The organism is Lysobacter sp. Root983 (genome assembly GCF_001429345.1).
Lineage (GTDB): Bacteria > Pseudomonadota > Gammaproteobacteria > Xanthomonadales > Xanthomonadaceae > Lysobacter.
Genome location: NZ_LMJO01000001.1, coordinates 660,621 through 678,590, shown reverse-complemented (window position 1 = coordinate 678,590; position 17,970 = coordinate 660,621). Strand labels below are relative to the sequence as shown.

The window sequence follows — 17,970 nt, the reverse complement described above, 5'->3', positions numbered from 1 at the left end:
GGGTTTTCCCGCTCCTTTCGCTATTCCCCCACCGGTTCCGTCCCTGAGTTTTGCGCCGTAACGAATCACGAATCCCGAATCACGAATCCCGGCCCATGAGCAAACGCGACTATTACGAAGTGCTGGGCGTGGCCCGCAACGCCAGCGACGACGACCTGAAGAAGGCCTATCGGCGCTGCGCGATGAAGCACCATCCCGACCGCAACCCCGGCGACAACGCCGCCGAGGCGGCGTTCAAGGAGTGCAAGGAGGCCTACGAGGTGCTGTCCGACGCCAATCGTCGGCGCGCCTACGACCAGCACGGCCACGCCGCCTTCGAGCACGGCATGGGCGGCGGTGGCGGCGGCGGTGGGCCCGGCTACGCCGACATGGGCGATATTTTCGGCGACATCTTCGGCAACATCTTCGGCGGCGGTGGCGGCCAGCGCGGTCCGCGCCGCGGCGCCGATATCGGCTATGTGATGGAGCTGTCGCTGGAAGAGGCGGTCGGCGGCCTGGACAAGCAGATCGAAATCCCGACCCTGGACGAATGCGACACCTGCAACGGCTCGGGTTCGGCCGACGGCAAGCTGGAAACCTGCACCACCTGCAGCGGCCGCGGCCAGGTCCGGTTCCAGCGCGGCATCTTCTCGATGCAGCAGGCCTGCCCGCATTGCGGCGGCCGCGGCCAGACCATCGCCGATCCCTGCAAGGACTGCCACGGCCAGGGCCGGGTGGAACGCACCAAGACCCTGCAGGTCAAGATTCCGGCCGGCGTCGACAACGGCGACCGCATCCGCCTGACCGGCGAGGGTGAGGCCGGGCCAGCCGGTTCGCCGCCGGGCGACCTGTACGTGGAAGTGCGCGTGCGCGAGCACGATATCTTCCAGCGCGACGGCGACGACCTGCACTGCGAGGTGCCGATCCGCATTTCCCAGGCCGCGCTGGGCGACACCATCCGCGTGCCCACGCTGGGCGGCGAGGTCGAGCTGCGTATTCCGTTCGAGACCCAGAGCGGCAAGCTGTTCCGCCTGCGCGACAAGGGCGTGAAGTCGGTGCGCAGCCGCAAGCCGGGCGACCTTTACTGTCGCGTGGTGGTGGAAACGCCGGTCAATCTGACCGTCGAACAGCGCGAGCTGCTGGAAAAGTTCGAAGCGACCTTCATCGGCGAGGGGGCGCGCAAGCATTCGCCGCGTTCCTCGACCTTCCTGGACGGGGTCAAGGGTTTCTGGGACCGCATGACGTCCTGAGCCCGAGGCATAGCGAAATCCGAAGGGGGCTGCGGCCCCCTTTTTCGTGCCCGTTGTGTGCTGCCGCCGGCTTGCGCCGGAACGGTCTTAGCGGCGCTCGCGCGATGTGATAGAACGTCTCGCATCCGGTGTACGGCCGGTTCAGGACGGCGCCCCGCGAGCCTATGCGCGGCGCTCGTCGCCCACGTAGCGACAGGGGGAAGGGATGCGTATCGCAACACTGCGGCTGTGCGCCGCGATCGGCATTGCGCTGGCGGCTACGGCCGCGGCGGCGCAGAACGCCACGCCGGCGACGGCGCCCGCCGCCTCCGAGGATCCGGTGCGCAGCGAACGCGCGCACGTGACCTACACCGTGCAGCCCGACGGCAGCTACGTCGAACAGCACGAGACCGAACTCAAGGTGCTGGACGAACGCGCGGTCGAATACGCCAAGCGCGAGTCGATCAGCTACAGCGCCAGCATTCAGCGGTTCGAGGTGATCGAGGCCTATACGCGCAAAGCCGACGGCCGCCGCATCGAGGTGCCCAAGTCCAACTATCAGGTCGAGACCAACGACGGCCGCGAAGGCGGCGGTCCGGCGTTCTCCGACATCGCCACCACCAGCCTGATCTTCCCCGATGTCGCCGCCGGCGACACCGTGGTGCTGTCCTATCGCCTGATCGGCAAGCAGCCGATGTTCGACCGCCAGTTCTCCGAACTCGACAGCTTCAGCAACCACCGCTACGCGGGCGACGTGCGCATCAAGATCGACGCGCCGGCGGCGATGTGGGCCCAGCACAAGGCCTGGGGCGCATTGAAGCAGGTGCGCGACGAGACCGTCGGCGACCGTCGTATCGTCGAGTGGAGCTATCAGAACCGTGCCCCGGCCAAGAGCAAGCGCACGGACTACTCGGTCTACCAGGTCGAGGATTTCCCGGGCTTCGCCTATTCGACCTTTCGCAGCTACGGCGACATCGCCCGCGTCTACGGTGAGCGCGCGCTGCCCAAGGCGGTGCCCACGGCGCGCGCGCGCAAGCTGGCCGACGAGATCGCGGCCGGCAAGACCGCGCCGCGCGAGGTCGCGCGCGCCCTGTACGAATGGGTGTCGACCAACATCCACTACGGCGGCAACTGCATCGGTCTGGGCGCGGTGGTGCCGCGCGACCAGGACTTCGTGCTCGACAACCGCCTGGGCGACTGCAAAGACCACGCCACCCTGCTGCAGGCGCTGTTGGCGGCCAAGGGCATCGAGGCCAGCCAGGCCCTGGTCAACGCTGGCAACGTCTACCGCCTGCCGGAGATTCCGGTCGCCTCCAGCGTCAACCACGTGATCAATTACCTGCCCGGGCTGGATCTGTACCTGGACGCCACCGCCAAGGGCATCCCGTTCGGCGACCTGCCGCCGAACGTGGCCGGCAAGCCGGTGCTGCGCGTCGACCAGCCCGAATTGAAGGCGCGCACGCCGGCCTATCGTTCCGAGCGCAACCGCCAGCGCATGACCACCCATCTGACCGTGAGCGAGGACGGCTCGGTCAAGGGCAAGGTCGCGGTGGAGGTGTCGGGTTTCCCGGCGGTCTCCTTGCGCGGCGCGCTGCGCGAGATGACCCAGGAGCAGGCCCGGGACCTGGTCAAGAATTACTTCCAGTCCAGCGGCCTGGTCGCGCAGGGCAGCTTCCGCCAGGACGATCCCAAGCCCCTGATCGACAGCCAGAACTACGACGCCCAATTCGAGGTCGCGCAGATGCTGCCGGTGCCGGGCGCGATCCCGCTGCGGCCGATGTTCATGAACCCGCAGCCGGTCGCGAGCTTCGTCTCCAGCGCCAACGAAGACCTCAGTGCCGAGGGCGAAACCGCCTGCACCGGCGGGCGCTCCGAGGAGATCTACCGGATCGAGTTTCCGGCCAGCATGAAGGTGATCGCGGTGCCCACCAATCTGTCGATCGAATCCGGCGGCCTGCGCTACCACGCCACCTACAGCCTCAAGGGCAATGTGCTCGAGGCCAGCCGGGTGTTCGAGGACGGCACGCCCGGCCCGCTGTGCACGCCCGAGTACAACCGCGCCTTCCAGGCCTTCGCCAAGAAGGTGCTGCCGAACCTGAAGTCGCAGGTGGTGTACCAGTAGGCGGGCAGGGCATGCGCTGCGCGACACAGCCGATGGCGGAACGGACGCATGCCGACGCCTGTGCATGAGCTGGTGCTGATGCCGGGCCGCCACGCCTGCGGCCTGCAGGCGGGCGCCAGCCGCCTGTTCAACGTGCTGGGCATCGCCCGCCAGCGTCTGATCGAGCGGCATGGGCCGAACCAGTCCTACGATTTCTACTGGGAAGGCCAGCGCGACGGCGTGGTCTGCCGGGTGCGCGGCAGCGAATGGGATCCGCAACTGCCGCAGGCCCGCTTCCACGTCGAACTCAGCCGGGCCGTCGCGGCCGCGGCGATGCTGGAGCGTCTGCACGAGTACGCCGCGCAGCAGGGTTGGGGTTCGGTCGAGGTCGCCGACGCATGAGGCGGACCGGCCTGTCCACGCTGCGCGCCGCTCCCGCCGCCGGGAGGCCGCATGCCGCCTAGCTATGCCGCGATCCGGCCCTTGCTGGCGCCCTGGGGCGAGTTGCGCGCGCAGCCGGCATCGGACTGGCAGGGCGAGTTCGCACTGCCGCCGGCCTTGCTGGACTTCTATCGCGAGGTCGGCCCCTGGGGCGGCGTCCGCCACGCGTCGGTCGGCCCGCTCGGTCTGGACCTGGCCTGCGGCGGCAATCCGGTGTCGATCCCGCCGCTGCAGAACCTATGGGCGCGCCAGGCCGGCTATCGCTGGCATGGGCTCAGCGGCGAGCGCCTGCGCGGCTGGAAGGACGAATGGCTGGTGGTGGCGATGGAGGGCAGCCATCCCTTCATCTACGACCTGATCAGCGGTGCGGTGTCGTTCGACCTGGCCGGCGGCCACTGGAACCCGCGCCCGATCGCCGACGATCTGGCCACCGCGTTCGGCGCGCTGGCGACCGTGGCCAACACCTACGCCGCGCTGGGCGAGTCGGCGCTGGACGAGGATTACGAGTTGCGGCCGCAGGCGCGCGCGAGCGTGCGCGACGCGCTGGCCGAGTTCCTGGGGCAGGGGCCCGCCCAAGCCGATGCGCTGCTGCATGCGTGGCGCTGGTATGAATGAGCGTGCGCGGTCGTTCGCGCCGTGGGCGTCCAGGCCAGACCCGTGTGTGCGCGTCGCGTGGCGATCGTTACCCCAATCAGGACGCTTTATGAAACGGACACTGGCGCTCATCGCCGCCTACGCGCTCGCTGCGCCCGCGCACGCGGCCTGCCTGGGCGAGACGCCGTTGGCCGCCGCGCAGGCCTGGTTTCGGCAGCACTACACGTTCTGGAACGAGCCGACGACGACCCTGGGCGACGCCTTCGCGCCGCCCTTGCTGCGGCTGCTGGAACGCGAGCAGGCCTGCAAAGTCGAGGGCGTGTGCGCGATCGACGCCGATCCCTGGCTGGATGCGCAAGACGGCGAGGCCCGCGACCCGGAGTACTTCGTCGAAGCCGAGGACGTGGTGCGGTTGCGTTACCGCTTCGTGCTCGACGAGCGCATGCCGACGCAGTCGCGCGAGCTGCGCTTGCGCTTCAGCGGCGCGGACCGCTGCTGGCGCGCGGCCGATCTGGTCAGTCCCGACGGCCGTTCCTTGCTGCGCACGCTGACGTCCTATTACGACGAGTAGGGCGGCGCGCCGTCGTCGCCGCTTGTCGAAACTCCGGCCCAGCCGTTAGCCTGCCGGCATGAACGATATCCCCCGACTCCTGATCCACGGCGCCTCCGGGCGCATGGGGCTGGCGCTGCTGCGTCTGGCCGCGGCCCGCGACGATCTCAGCGTGGTGGCCGCGGTCTCGCGCAAATCGCCGGCGCAGCGCGTGGTCGACGGCGTGCCGCAGTTCGCCGCCAGCGAATTGAGCGGCGTGCCCGAGTTCGACGTCGCCATCGATTTCAGCCTGCCGGAGGGCTTCGACCCGGTGCTGGCGCTGTGCGCCGAACGCGGCCGCGCCCTGGTTTCGGGCACCACCGGCCTGTCCTCGGAACAGAACCGCGCGATCGAGGCCGCCTCGGCGCGCATCGCAATCGTGTGGGCCGCCAATTACAGCCTGGGCGTGGCGGTGCTGACCGAACTGGTGCGGCGCGCCTCGGCCGCCTTGCCGAGTTGGGACTGCGACATCGTCGAGGCCCACCACACCCGCAAGCTGGACGCGCCTTCGGGCACGGCCCTGCACCTGGGCCAGGCGGTCGCGATCGGCAGCGGCCGCGACCCGCACTACGCCAGCCTGCGCGCGGGCGACATCGTCGGCGAGCACACGGTGCAGTTCGCCAGCGCCGGCGAGCGCCTGGAGCTGATCCACCGCGCGACCAACCGCGACATCTTCGCGCGCGGTGCGCTGGAGGCGGCGTTGAAGGTGGCGCGCCAAGGCCCGGGCCGCTACGGCCTGGCCGAGCTGATGTTCCCGAATCTGTAGGTCGCGTCGTGGCGGGCTCGGGCCCCTGACGGCAGCGCGCCCCTTGGTTCGCCGGCCCGACAGGGCGAGGCAGGGGCCGCGGAGCGGGCAGCGCGCCGGTTTGCCGATCCAGGCCGTAACCGCCACACCGCTGGCGCGAAGGTGAACAGCCGGTTTCCGGACGCGCGGGCGGCGCTGGAATGGGCTCGCGCGGCTGGCGTTCGCCGGCCCGCGTCGGTACAATTCTCGCTCGCCTGAACCCCGCCCGCCGGACCGGTCCCGCACCGCGTCCGTGTTTTGCTGCAAGCCGGTTTTGCCGGTGCGCGCTGGACGGGGTCAGTATCCTCGGCAGCCAAGGCGACCCCCGTGACCCAACCCGCAATCCTCGCTCTCGAAGACGGCACCGTATTCGAGGGCGTTTCCGTAGGCGCGCCCGGCCTCAGCGTCGGCGAAGTCGTCTTCAATACCGCCATTACCGGTTACCAGGAAATCCTCACCGACCCGTCCTACGCGCGCCAACTGGTCACGCTGACCTATCCGCACGTGGGCAACACCGGCTGCACCGACCAGGACGACGAAGCCGGCCAGGTCTGGGCCTCGGGCCTGATCGTGCGCGACGTGCCGCGCCGCCCCAGCAACTGGCGCAGCCAGATCGCGTTGCCGCAGTGGCTGGCCGAGCGCGGCGTGGTCGCGATCGCCGACATCGACACCCGCCAACTGACCCGTCTGCTGCGCGATCGCGGCGCTCAGAACGGCGCGCTGATGGCGGGCGAGGGCATCGACGCGGCCAAGGCCATCGAGGCCGCGCGCAAGTTCCCGGGCCTGAAGGGCATGGACCTGGCCAAGGAAGTCAGCACGCGCGAGCGTTACGAGTGGCGCGACGGCCAGCTCGATCTGGACGCCAACGCCTTCGTCCAGGCCGAACCGCGTTTCCACGTGGTCGCCTACGATTTCGGCGTCAAGCGCAACATCCTGCGCATGCTGGCCGAGCGCGGCTGCCGGGTGACGGTGGTGCCGGCGCAGACCTCGGCCGCCGAGGTGCTGGCGCTGAATCCGGACGGCGTGTTCCTGTCCAACGGCCCCGGCGATCCGGAGCCCTGCGACTACGCGATCGCCGCGATCCGCGAATTCCTGGCGCGCAAGCTGCCGACCTTCGGCATCTGCCTGGGCCACCAGCTGCTGGGCCTGGCCGCGGGCGCCAAGACGCTGAAGATGAAGTTCGGCCACCACGGCGCCAACCACCCGGTCCAGGACCTGGACAGCGGGCGCGTGATGATCACTTCGCAGAACCACGGTTTCGCGGTCGACGAGGCCAGCTTGCCGGCCAACGTGCGGGTGATCCACCGCTCGCTGTTCGATGGCAGCAACCAGGGCATCGAGCTCAGCGACGCGCCGGCTTTCAGCTTCCAGGGCCATCCGGAAGCCAGCCCCGGCCCGCACGATGTCGCGCCCTTGTTCGACCGTTTCGTCGCCAGCATGGAGTCGGCACGATGAAGTTCCACGCGTTCGCCGCCGTCCTGGCCGCGGGCTTGGCCTGGTCGGCCCCGGTCGCCGCGGCCGCGCCCACCGATGCCGAAGTCGCCCAGATCCAGCAGTTGCTGGGCTTCGACGTCGCGATCGAGCGCGTGATCGCCGGCAAGATCGACAACGCCGAAGAGTTCAAGGTCTTCAACGACAGCCAACGCGGCTGCATCAAGGGCGAGCTGCTGCCGGAATTCCGCAGCAGCATGGTCGACGCCTTCCGCCAGCTGTTCGGCGACGGCGAGACCATCGCCGCCTGGACCCGCTTCGGCCAGACCAAGGGCGGCGCCAAATTCGTCGCCGGCATGCGCGAGCAGGTCAAGGGCAACATCGACAACGCCGTCGACGGAGCGCCCAAGGCCGAGGCGGTCGAATTCTTCAAGGGAATGCAGGCCGACGAACTGATGGAGGTCATGGAGTTCATGCAGAGCCCGGCCGCCAAGGTGCTGGAACGCGAATTCCCCGACACCGACGTCAGCCCGGAACAGCTGCAGAAGCTCAGCGAGCGCGTGTCCAAGCGCTGCGGCATCGAGATGCCCAAGGCCTGATGAGCGCCGCCACGATCCAGGCCGCGACCGCAGCGCGCAAGCCCGCGCGCCGCTGGCGTCGTTGGCTGATCGCCGGCGCCGTGGTCGCGGCCTATCCGGCCTTCGTCCTGATCGTGGTGTATTCGCAGTTCTTCGCCGCCGGCCTGCCGGGCGGCCGTAACGGCCCCGCCGACGCCTACCGGCACACGTTGGCCAGCGCCGTGGTCGCCTACACCACCTCGCCGCGCATCGTGGACTGGGTCACCCGGGTCATGGAGCGCGACGGGCAGGGCAACCGCAGCCGCGCCATGGACGCGCACAACAACCGCATCGGCGCGCGCATCGGCCGCGACGCCGACAGCTGGCAGGCGATGAACCTGAGCGTGCGCGACGCCGTGCGCGCCGGCGCGATCGACGCCACCGGCAGCCAGCAGATCACCTGGTTGCCCCCGGGCGACTGGCAGGACCGCTTGTACTGACATGCAACACACCACACCACCCGCGACGCGCACTCAACGGAGACAAGGAATGACCCTGCAAGCTCGCTGCAATGCCGTCGTCGCCGCCACTTTGCTGGCGCTGCTTCCTATCGTCGCCAGCGCCCAGAACGCGCAGGCCCAGGCCGACAAGCTGGCCGACGTGATGATGCAGATGCTGCCGTTCGGCAAGATCCTCGACGATGCCGCCGCCGGCGACCCCGAGTGGCCGCTGCAAGGCAAGGCCGACAAGGTCGAGCCGGCCAAGCTGAGCTGCCTGCGCAACGAGCTGTCCACCGACGGCTATCGCCGCAGCAAGCGCGCCCAGGCCCTGGAGTACGTCAAGGCCAATCCCGGCCGCGTCGACGCCGACCTGGCCCTGCTCAACGGCGGCGCCGCCAGCGTGTTCTCCGATTTCATCAATGCCGGGGTCAATGAAGCCCAGACCGGCAAGAAGGTCGAAACGACCGAAGTGATGAAGAAGATGAAGGCCGATCAGATGCTGTCCTTCATCGATTTCATCACCGAGCCCAAGCACGCGCCGCTGCGCGAGCTGGTCGGCATCGGCGAAGCCTTCGATCCCTCCAAGACGGCGCAGGAGAACAGCGACGCCGGCAAGAGCATCGGCACCCGTCTGGTGCTGAAGCTGATGCTCGGCGCGATGACCACTTGCGACGTACCGCCTTCCACGATCCTCGAGTGACACAATGCCCAAGCGCACCGACATCAAAACCGTCCTGATCATCGGCGCCGGGCCGATCGTGATCGGTCAGGCCTGCGAATTCGACTACTCGGGCGCGCAAGCCTGCAAGGCGCTGCGCGACGAGGGTTATCGCGTGGTGCTGGTGAACAGCAATCCGGCCACCATCATGACCGACCCGAACATGGCCGACGCCGTGTACATCGAGCCGATCAACTGGCAGACGGTCGAGAAGATCATCGCCAAGGAAAAGCCCGACGCGCTGCTGCCGACCATGGGCGGCCAGACCGCGCTGAACTGCGCGCTGGACCTGGCCGACAACGGCGTGCTGGAGAAGTACAACGTCGAGCTGATCGGCGCCAAGCGCGAAGCCATCCGCATGGCCGAGGACCGCGAGCTGTTCCGCGTGGCGATGGCCGAGATCGGCCTGGAATGCCCCAAGGCCGAAGTCGCGCGCAGCTTCGAGCAGGCGGTCGATATCCAGACCCGGGTCGGCTACCCGACCATCATCCGTCCCAGCTTCACCCTGGGCGGCAGCGGCGGCGGCATCGCCTACAACAAGGAAGAGTTCGAGGATATCGCCAAGCGCGGCCTCGAGCTGTCGCCGGTGCACGAGATCCTGGTCGAGGAGTCGGTGCTGGGCTGGAAGGAGTTCGAGATGGAAGTGGTCCGCGACACCGCGGACAACTGCATCATCGTGTGCTCGATCGAGAACTTCGACGCCATGGGCGTGCACACCGGCGACTCGATCACGGTCGCGCCGGCGCAGACCCTGACCGACAAGGAATACCAGCGCCTGCGCGACGCCTCGATCGCGGTGCTGCGCAAGATCGGCGTCGACACCGGCGGCTCCAACGTGCAGTTCGGCATCAACGCCCAGAACGGTCGCGTGGTCGTGATCGAGATGAACCCGCGCGTGTCGCGTTCCTCGGCGCTGGCCTCCAAGGCCACCGGCTTCCCGATCGCCAAGATCGCCGCCAAGCTGGCGATCGGCTACACCCTGGACGAACTGCGCAACGAGATCACCGGCGGCGCCACCCCGGCCTCGTTCGAGCCGACCATCGATTACGTGGTCACCAAGATTCCGCGCTTCGCCTTCGAGAAGTTCCCGCAGGCCGACGCGCGCCTGACCACGCAGATGAAGTCGGTCGGCGAAGTCATGGCGATGGGCCGGACCTTCCAGGAGTCGCTGCACAAGGCCCTGCGCGGCCTGGAGACCGGCAAGGTCGGCCTCGACCCGACCGGCCTGGACCTGTCCAGCGACACCGACATGGCCAAGCTGCGCCGCGAGCTGAAGGAGCCGGGCCCGGAGCGCATGTTCCATATCGGCGACGCCTTCCGCGCCGGCATGAGCGTGGAGGACGTGCACGCGCTGTCCTTCGTCGATCCCTGGTTCCTGGACCAGATCGAGGAACTGATCGCTGCCGAACGCAAGCTCGCCGAGGCCGGCCTGGCCTCGCTGGACAAGGCCCGCATGCGCGCGCTCAAGCGCATGGGCTTCTCCGACGCGCGCATCGCCCAGCTCACCGGCACCGACGAGACCGCCGTGCGCACCCTGCGCCGCGCGTTCGGCGTGCGCCCGGTGTACAAGCGCGTGGACTCCTGCGCGGCCGAGTTCGCCACCACCACCGCCTACATGTACTCGACCTACGAGGACGAGTGCGAGGCCCAGCCGACCAACCGCGACAAGATCATCGTGCTCGGCGGCGGCCCCAACCGCATCGGCCAGGGCATCGAGTTCGACTACTGCTGCGTGCATGCCGCGCTCGCCCTGCGCGAGGACGGCTATGAAACCATCATGGTCAACTGCAACCCGGAAACGGTCTCGACCGACTACGACACCTCCGACCGCCTGTACTTCGAGCCGCTGACGCTGGAAGACGTGCTGGAGATCGCGGACCTCGAGAAGCCCAAGGGCGTGATCGTGCAGTACGGCGGCCAGACCCCGCTGAAGCTGGCGCGCGCGCTGGAAGCCAACGGCGTGCCGATCATCGGCACCAGCCCGGACAGCATCGATCTTGCCGAGGACCGCGAGCGCTTCCAGCAACTGGTCCAGGAGCTGGGCCTGGCGCAGCCGATCAACCGTACCGCGCGCAATCCCGAGGAAGCGCTGTTGCTGGCCGGCCAGATCGGCTATCCGATGGTGGTGCGCCCGAGCTACGTGCTGGGCGGCCGCGCCATGGAAATCGTCTATTCCGACGCCGACCTCACCCGTTACATCCGCGACGCGGTCAAGGTTTCCAACGACTCGCCGGTGCTGCTGGACCGCTTCCTCGACAACGCCGTCGAGGTCGACGTCGACATCATCGCCGACCGCGAAGGCCACGTGCTGATCGGTGGCGTGATGGAGCACATCGAAGAGGCCGGCGTGCACTCCGGCGACTCCTCCTGCTCGTTGCCGCCGTATTCGCTGTCGCCGGCGACCCAGGACGAGCTGCGCAAGCAGGTCGTGGCGCTGGCCAAGTCGCTCAAGGTCGTGGGCCTGATGAACACCCAGTTCGCGATCCAGACCGACGCCGAAGGCCGCGACACCATCTTCCTGATCGAAGTGAACCCGCGCGCTTCGCGCACGGTGCCGTTCGTGTCCAAGGCCACCGGCATGCCGCTGGCCAAGATCGCCGCGCGCTGCATGGTCGGCCAGACCCTGGCTTCGCAGGGCGCGCTGGAAGAGATCGTGCCGGACTACTACTCGGTCAAGGAAGCGATCTTCCCGTTCGCCAAGTTCCAGGGCGTGGACCCGATCCTCGGGCCGGAGATGCGCTCCACCGGCGAGGTCATGGGCGTGGGCAAGAACTTCGGCGCGGCCATGGCGCGCGCCCAGGAAGCCGGCGGCATCAAGGCGCCGCCGGTGGGCAAGGTGTTCGTCTCGGTGCGCGATCCGGACAAGCAGCGCGTGCTGACGGTGGCGCAGGAACTGGTGCGCCGCGGCTATACCCTGGTCGCCACCAGCGGCACCCAGGCCTTCCTCAGCGGCCACGGCGTGGCCTGCGAAGTGGTCAACAAGGTCACCGAGGGCCGCCCGCACGTGGTCGACCTGATCAAGAACGGCGAGATCGTCTACATCATCAACACCACTGAAGGCCGTCAGGCCATCTCGGACTCGTTCTCGATCCGCCGCGAGGCGCTGCAGGCGCGCATCACGTACTCGACCACGGTGTCCGGCGCGCGCGCGCTGGTGAACTCGCTGGACTACCGCGGCCAGGGCCCGGTGTGGTCGCTGCAGGAGCTGCACGCGCAGATCCAGGGCGCGGCCTGAGCCGGCACGGGACGCGGAACCGCTCCGCGTCCCGGCGGCCCGCGCGCCCAGCGCGGGTTTCGCGCCCGATTTCGAGGGATTTTCCCGCCGGCGCCCGATGGGGTGCCAAGCGGCCGCGTTCGCGGCACAATCGAACTTTGCAAACGGAAGCGACCGGCCCCCGGCCGGCACGAGGAACGATGAGATGAGAGCACCGATCACGGTGAAGGGCGCCCAGCGCCTGCGCGCGGAACTGGAAGAGTTGAAGTCGGTCAAGCGACCGGCCGTGATCAACGCGATCGCGGAAGCGCGCGCGCACGGCGACCTCAAGGAGAACGCCGAGTACCACGCCGCGCGCGAGCAGCAGAGCTTCATCGAGGGCCGCATCAAGCAGCTCGAGTCCGAACTCTCGCACGCCCAGCTGATCGACGTGTCCACCCTCAACGCCGGTTCCAAGATCGTGTTCGGCGCCACCGTCGAGCTGGCCGACGTCGAGACCGACGAAGAACGCACCTACCAGATCGTGGGCGACCTGGAAGCCGACATCAAGCAAGGCCTGATCGCGATCTCCTCGCCGGTCGCGCGCGCCCTGATCGGCAAGCACGAGGGCGACAGCGTCGTCATCGAGGCGCCGGGCGGCACCCACGAGTACGAAATCGTCGGCGTCAGCTACGCCGGCTGAGCAGGCCGCGACCGCGAGGCCGCGCATGACTCCGACCACCGCGACCCTGCTGCTGCCCGAGCGCGAACGCTTCGGCGGCCAGCGCCTGTCCGAGGACCTGGGCCGCCGGCTCGCGCGCGCCGACCGGATCGCGCGCAGCGGCGATCCGCTCGCGCGCGTGCTCGACGTGCTGCCGCGCGGTTGGCCGGTGGCCGCGGCCACCCGCCAGCGCGACGCCCGCGATGCTGCCCACGCGGCCTGGATGCGCGCCGATCCGGCTTATGTGCGACCCGACCTCAACGGCGCGCGCCTGCTCGCCTACGGCCAGGCTCTGGGCCTGGACGAGGCCGAGGCCGCCGACTTCCTGCGCGCGCTCAAGCCCTTGTTCGGCGATGCCGGTTTTCCGATCGACGCGCCGCGGCCCTCGCGCTGGTACCTGCGCCTGCCGCAAGGCGCCAAGCTGCCGAGCTTCGCCAGCCCGGAAACCGTGCTCGGCGCCGACTTGTTCGAACACCTGCCGGACGCGGCCGACCAGAGCCCTGAAGGCCGGCGCTGGCGCTCGCTGCTGAGCGAAGCGCAGGTGACGCTGCACAACCACCCACGCAACGCCCAGCGCATCGCCGCCGGCCAGGCGCCGGTGAACTCGCTGTGGTTCTGGGGCGCGGGGCTGCTGCCCGATCACGTGCGCAGCGCCTACGCGCGCATCTGCAGCGACGACGAAGCCCTGACCGCGCTGGGCGCGCTGGCCGGCGTCCAGGCCACGGCGCTGCCGCCGCGTTGGAGCGCGGGCGAGGGCGACCTGGCGGTCGATCTGCGCCGCGCACGCGACCTGCAAGCCTTGGAGCGCGACTGGCTGACGCCGTTGAGCGCCGAACTCGATGCCGGCCGGGTGAGCCGGATCGCACTGGAATTCGGTGGCAGCGAAGCCTACGAACTCGCGCGCGCGCAGCGCTGGCGCTTCTGGCGCAAGCCGCTGCGTTCGCTGCAAGCATGACCGCGCGCGCATGACCGAACCCGCCCGCCTGCGCCGCCGCCAGATCGCCGACCCCGGCGCCTGGCCCGACAGCGTGTCGCCGCTGCTGCGGCGCGTGTATGCCGCGCGCGGCGCGATCGCGATAGAACAGGCGCAGCCGCGCCTGGCTCAACTGCTGCCGCCCGACGGACTCGGCGGCCTGGACGCCGCCACCGCCTTGCTCGCCGATGCGATCGCCCAGGATCGCCACATCGTCGTGGTCGGCGACTTCGACTGCGACGGCGCCACCGCCTGCGCGGTCGGCGTGCGCGGACTGCGCATGCTCGGCGCGCGCCGGGTCTCGCATGCGGTGCCCAACCGCATGGTGCACGGCTACGGCCTGTCGCCGGCGCTGGTGGACGAACTGGCCGCGCTGCAACCCGATCTGCTGGTCACCGTCGATCACGGCATCGCCTGCCACGCCGGCATCGCCGCGGCCAAGGCGCGCGGCTGGCAGGTGCTGGTCACCGACCACCATCTGCCCGGCGAACGCCTGCCGCCCGCGGACGCGATCGTCGATCCGAACCTGCCCGGCGATGCATTTCCCAGCAAAGCCCTGGCCGGCGTCGGCGTGATGTTCTATGTGCTGCTGGCGCTACGCCGCACGCTGCGCGCGCAGGGGCGCTGCGAAGGCAATGGGCCGGACTTGCAGGTACTGCTGGATCTGGTCGCGGTCGGCACCGTCGCCGACCTGGTGCCGCTGGACGCGAACAACCGCGCCCTGGTGGCCGCCGGCTTGCGCCGGCTGCGCGCGGGGCACGGCGGCGCCGGCCTGCGCGCCCTGATCGAGGTCTCGCAACGCGATGCGCGCCGTCTGACCGCGGCCGACATCGGCTATGCGCTGGCGCCGCGCCTCAATGCCGCCGGTCGTCTGGAAGACATGGCCTTGGGCATCGAATGCCTGCTGACCGAGAACGAGGCGCAGGCGCGCGAGATCGCCCACAGTCTCAACGAGATCAACGCCGAACGACGCGCGGTGCAGCAGCAGATGACCGACGAGGCCGCGGCCGCGTTCGCCAAAGTCGCGCTGGATGCCAATGCCGTACCGTTCGCGGTCTGTTTGTTCGACGAAGATTGGCATCCGGGCGTGGTCGGCCTGGTCGCGTCCAAGATGAAGGAGCGCCTGCACCGCCCGGTGATCGCGTTCGCGCCGGCCGAACCCGGCAGCGACGCGCTGCGCGGTTCGGCGCGCTCCATCCCCGGCTTCCACATCCGCGACGCGCTGGCCGACGTGGCCGCGCAGCATCCCGAGCTGATCGAACGCTTCGGCGGTCATGCCATGGCCGCGGGGCTGTCGCTGCGCCGCGACGCTCTCGACGCGTTCCGCGCCGCATTCGAACGCTGCGCCGCCGCCTCGCTCACGCCGGAACTGCTGCAAGCCGACGTGCTCAGCGACGGCGAGCTCGGCGCGGGCGAGTTCGACCGCGCCAGCGCCGAATCGCTGCGCGACGGCGGGCCGTGGGGGCAGGGCTTCCCCCTCCCGAATTGGAATGTGATTGCCGACGTTCTGAGCTTTCGCGTGCTGGGCGAGAAGCACGTGAAGCTAGTGCTGCGGATCGAGGGGCGGGTGGAGCCGCTGAACGCGATCCACTTCAACGGCTGGGATGGGGAACCCCCCGTCGGGCGCATCTTGCTGGTGTTCACGCTAGAGCCGGACGACTACCGGGGCGGGGACGCGATCCAGCTCAACATCGTCTACCGCGAGCCATATACAGCCGAGAGGTATAGCAGTTTGATAGCAACGCCAGAAATGCCCCAAACAGTCGGTCTAAAAGGTAGTTAGCTGTGCATGTGGACTGGTCGCAAGATTGACATTGAAAGCCTGCCTCGCGGCGCGTGGCGCATTGCCGTTGATCTGCTCAAGATCGGCTTTCCCGCGTTCTTCATCATTGGCGGCTTGCACTGGCTAGGGGGTGATGATTTTCAGAAAGCCCTAACGATCGGCTTTGTCTTCGTCGTCGTTCCCTCCAGCTTTGCCGGTGCTATCGAAGTACGCTCAGCCCGCCAACGCCGCCGTGTCTATACTTTCACCTCAGAAAACTGGCGCGTATCTATGTTTGCTGGGCTTTGGGCCGTGGCTTGGGCCATCCCCTTCGTGCTTTCTATTGGTCTGCTCCAGTGGAGCTTCCAGCCCTACATGGACTACTTGCTGGCGCCTCTAGTGTGGGGTGGCGTAGGTTTTGTGTTGGCCGCGCTGCCTGTTGGGCGCCGCTAACAACTCATTCAAGCCGAAGCCGCCCTGATGGGTGTATTCGCGAGTGCTGGTAGCTGCTTGGGCACAGGCCCGGAGGCAGTTGAGGAAGGCAGAACAGCCACCGATCGGCTTTTTTGCGATCTGACGCCTTTTGGCGGTTTTCTCGGCGGGCCTTGGGGCCACGGGTGTCCGCCTTTCCCGAGCCGCAGTTCGACGGCGAGTTCCCGGTGCTGGGCTGGCGCGTGGTCGGCGAGCGCCATCTCAAGCTGGAACTGGGCCATCAAGGCCGGCGCTTGAACGCGATCGAGTTCGGCGGCTGGCACGGCGATCCGCCGCCGGCGCGCGTGCGCATCGCGTATCGGCTGGAACCGGACGACTACCGTGGCGGCGATGCGATCCAGTTGGTGATCGTGCACCGCGAGCCGGCTTAGCCGGCGACGGCCGCGCAACGGCCTTCTTTCCAGTGCGGTCCGTAGCGGAGACAATGCGCTCCCCGATCCAGGTGCGCCGTCGATGGAGTTCTCGCCCGAGGTCATCGCCTTCCTCATGGCCGTGGCCTTCGTCGCGGGCGCCATCGACGCGCTGGCCGGCGGCGGCGGGCTGCTGACGATTCCGGCGCTGATGGCGGTGGGCATCCCGCCGGTGGCGGCCATCGCCACCAACAAGCTGCAAAGCGCGATCGGCACCTCCAGCGCGGTGTTCGCGTTCGCGCGCAAGGGCCATATCGATTTCCGGCGTTACGCCTTGCCCGCGCTGGGCGCGTTCGTGGGATCGACCGGCGGCGCCTGGCTGCTGCAGCGCATGGACCCGTCATTCCTCAGCGGCGTGATTCCCTTGTTGCTGATCGCGATGGCGGCCTACTTCCTGCTCGCGCCGCGCATGAGCGATCAGGACAGCCATCAGCGCATCGGCCCGTACGCGCTGGCGGCGCTGATCGCGCTGATCGGCGTCTACGACGGCTTCTTCGGGCCCGGCACCGGTTCGTTCATGGCGACCGCCCTGGTCGCGCTGGGCGGCCTGGGCGTGGTGCGCGCGACCGCGCAGACCAAGTTCTTCAACCTGGCCAGCAATCTCGCCGCGTTGGCGGTGATGATCGCCGGCGGGCATGTGCTGTGGACGGTCGGACTGGCGATGGCCCTGGCCAGCGTTGCGGGCGGGCAGGTCGGTGCGCACGCGGCGATGCGTTTCGGCGCGCGCGCGGTGCGGCCGGTGTTGGTGGTGATCTGTCTGGCGCTCACGGTGAAACTGTTGTCGGACCCGGGCAATCCCTTGCGTTTGGCGTTGGCGGCGCATTTTTCCGACGCCGGCGGCGGCTGAGCGCCCGCGTCCTTGCCGGTGCGACTGGGCCTCATCGCCTCGCGCCGCATGCGCGTCGGCGAGTCGCCTGTTGCGGCAAATAGTGAATGCGTGCGGTCCGCGTCACGCGGTTGACACACGCTTTTTCCACATGTTATTTGATTGCGGGGTCCTCGTACGCTGCGAACCTATGTTCTCCTACGGCACATTGCTGCGTTGCCTGCTGATCGTGGCGTTCTGCCTCGAAGGCACGCTGTCGCTGTGGAGTTCCAGCGTCATGGCCACCGAGGGCGTCGCCGCCGCGGTGTCCACCGAAGCCGCCGCGGCAGTGGTGGCGGACGAAGACTGCGAAGAGCAGACCCCGCATCGCGAAGGCGGTTCGCCGCATCGCGATTGCGATTGCGGCACCGGTTCGGGTTGCTGCGCCTGCGCCTTCCCGGTGTTGGCGGTAATCCACAGCGTGCCGTTCGCGGCCCAACACCGTCTCGCCGACCAACCCGTGGCGTTGGCGCCGGTGTCCGCCGCCCCCGCAGCCGCTACCGGCGTATTCCGACCTCCGATCGCCTGATCCGGTCCGACCACCTGCGTGGTGGTCTCCGTCGCTTCCAGCTTCGCGTGCGCGCATCCGCGCGGGCGTCGCCGTGGGCGTTCGACACCAGATCCAGAACCG

General features: G+C 68.8%; 17 protein-coding genes and 1 pseudogene. All 18 read left to right on the top strand.

Going from position 1 to position 17,970, the window contains the following annotated elements; all coding sequences use genetic code 11:
- The first annotated feature begins 95 nt into the window (after positions 1-95).
- The 18 genes and pseudogenes from dnaJ to ASE43_RS02895 all read left to right on the top strand — a co-directional run bounded on the left by dnaJ (position 96) and on the right by ASE43_RS02895 (position 17,868).
- Positions 96-1,229 (top strand): molecular chaperone DnaJ, encoded by a 1,134-nt coding sequence (dnaJ, locus tag ASE43_RS02980; RefSeq protein WP_057159423.1) that lies wholly within the window; start codon positions 96-98, stop codon positions 1,227-1,229.
- 205 nt (positions 1,230-1,434) lie between these two features.
- The gene (locus tag ASE43_RS02975) at positions 1,435-3,330 is read left to right on the top strand and encodes a DUF3857 and transglutaminase domain-containing protein (protein WP_057159422.1); all 1,896 of its coding nucleotides are present in this window, start codon (positions 1,435-1,437) and stop codon (positions 3,328-3,330) included.
- Positions 3,331-3,378: 48 nt separating this feature from the next.
- A complete protein-coding gene (locus tag ASE43_RS02970; protein WP_057159421.1) occupies positions 3,379-3,711 on the top strand; it encodes a hypothetical protein in 333 nt (110 codons plus the stop codon).
- 51 nt (positions 3,712-3,762) lie between these two features.
- Positions 3,763-4,365, top strand: a complete 603-nt coding sequence (locus ASE43_RS02965; protein ID WP_056174950.1) for a hypothetical protein — start codon at positions 3,763-3,765, stop codon at positions 4,363-4,365.
- Between the two features lie 88 nt (positions 4,366-4,453).
- Positions 4,454-4,915, top strand: coding sequence for a hypothetical protein (locus ASE43_RS02960; protein WP_057159420.1), 462 nt, complete (start codon positions 4,454-4,456; stop codon positions 4,913-4,915).
- A 58-nt stretch (positions 4,916-4,973) separates the two neighbouring features.
- Positions 4,974-5,699 carry a 4-hydroxy-tetrahydrodipicolinate reductase gene (dapB, locus tag ASE43_RS02955; protein WP_082576291.1) on the top strand — a complete coding sequence of 242 codons (726 nt, stop codon included), beginning with the start codon at positions 4,974-4,976 and terminating at the stop codon, positions 5,697-5,699.
- Positions 5,700-6,044: 345 nt separating this feature from the next.
- Positions 6,045-7,172, top strand: coding sequence for a glutamine-hydrolyzing carbamoyl-phosphate synthase small subunit (gene carA, locus ASE43_RS02950; protein WP_057159419.1), 1,128 nt, complete (start codon positions 6,045-6,047; stop codon positions 7,170-7,172).
- On the top strand, positions 7,169-7,747 hold the full coding sequence (locus tag ASE43_RS02945) for a hypothetical protein (protein WP_056174940.1): 579 nt from the start codon (positions 7,169-7,171) through the stop codon (positions 7,745-7,747). The genes carA and ASE43_RS02945 overlap by 4 nt, the downstream gene beginning before the upstream one ends.
- 14 nt (positions 7,748-7,761) lie before the next feature.
- Positions 7,762-8,205, top strand: coding sequence for a hypothetical protein (locus ASE43_RS02940; RefSeq protein WP_057159849.1), 444 nt, complete (start codon positions 7,762-7,764; stop codon positions 8,203-8,205).
- A 49-nt stretch (positions 8,206-8,254) separates the two neighbouring features.
- Positions 8,255-8,905, top strand: a complete 651-nt coding sequence (locus ASE43_RS02935; RefSeq protein ID WP_056174937.1) for a hypothetical protein — start codon at positions 8,255-8,257, stop codon at positions 8,903-8,905.
- A 4-nt stretch (positions 8,906-8,909) separates the two neighbouring features.
- The gene (gene carB / locus ASE43_RS02930; RefSeq protein WP_057159418.1) at positions 8,910-12,158 is read left to right on the top strand and encodes a carbamoyl-phosphate synthase large subunit; all 3,249 of its coding nucleotides are present in this window, start codon (positions 8,910-8,912) and stop codon (positions 12,156-12,158) included.
- 184 nt (positions 12,159-12,342) lie between these two features.
- Positions 12,343-12,819, top strand: a complete 477-nt coding sequence (gene greA, locus ASE43_RS02925) for a transcription elongation factor GreA (protein ID WP_056174930.1) — start codon at positions 12,343-12,345, stop codon at positions 12,817-12,819.
- A 25-nt stretch (positions 12,820-12,844) separates the two neighbouring features.
- Positions 12,845-13,792 carry a hypothetical protein gene (locus ASE43_RS02920; protein ID WP_057159417.1) on the top strand — a complete coding sequence of 316 codons (948 nt, stop codon included), beginning with the start codon at positions 12,845-12,847 and terminating at the stop codon, positions 13,790-13,792.
- A 10-nt stretch (positions 13,793-13,802) separates the two neighbouring features.
- A complete protein-coding gene (gene recJ / locus ASE43_RS02915) occupies positions 13,803-15,593 on the top strand; it encodes a single-stranded-DNA-specific exonuclease RecJ (RefSeq protein WP_082607065.1) in 1,791 nt (596 codons plus the stop codon).
- Between the two features lie 6 nt (positions 15,594-15,599).
- Entirely contained in the window at positions 15,600-16,025 is a 426-nt protein-coding gene (locus ASE43_RS02910) for a hypothetical protein (protein WP_057159416.1), read from the top strand.
- A gap of 173 nt (positions 16,026-16,198) precedes the next feature.
- Positions 16,199-16,435 (top strand): annotated as a pseudogene (locus ASE43_RS02905) (single-stranded-DNA-specific exonuclease RecJ); the annotation flags it as partial.
- A gap of 82 nt (positions 16,436-16,517) precedes the next feature.
- Positions 16,518-17,321: a TSUP family transporter gene (locus ASE43_RS02900; protein WP_057159414.1), complete on the top strand. Its 804-nt coding sequence runs from the start codon at positions 16,518-16,520 to the stop codon at positions 17,319-17,321.
- 169 nt (positions 17,322-17,490) lie between these two features.
- Positions 17,491-17,868 (top strand): CopL family metal-binding regulatory protein, encoded by a 378-nt coding sequence (locus tag ASE43_RS02895; protein ID WP_057159413.1) that lies wholly within the window; start codon positions 17,491-17,493, stop codon positions 17,866-17,868.
- The last annotated feature ends 102 nt before the right edge of the window (positions 17,869-17,970 follow it).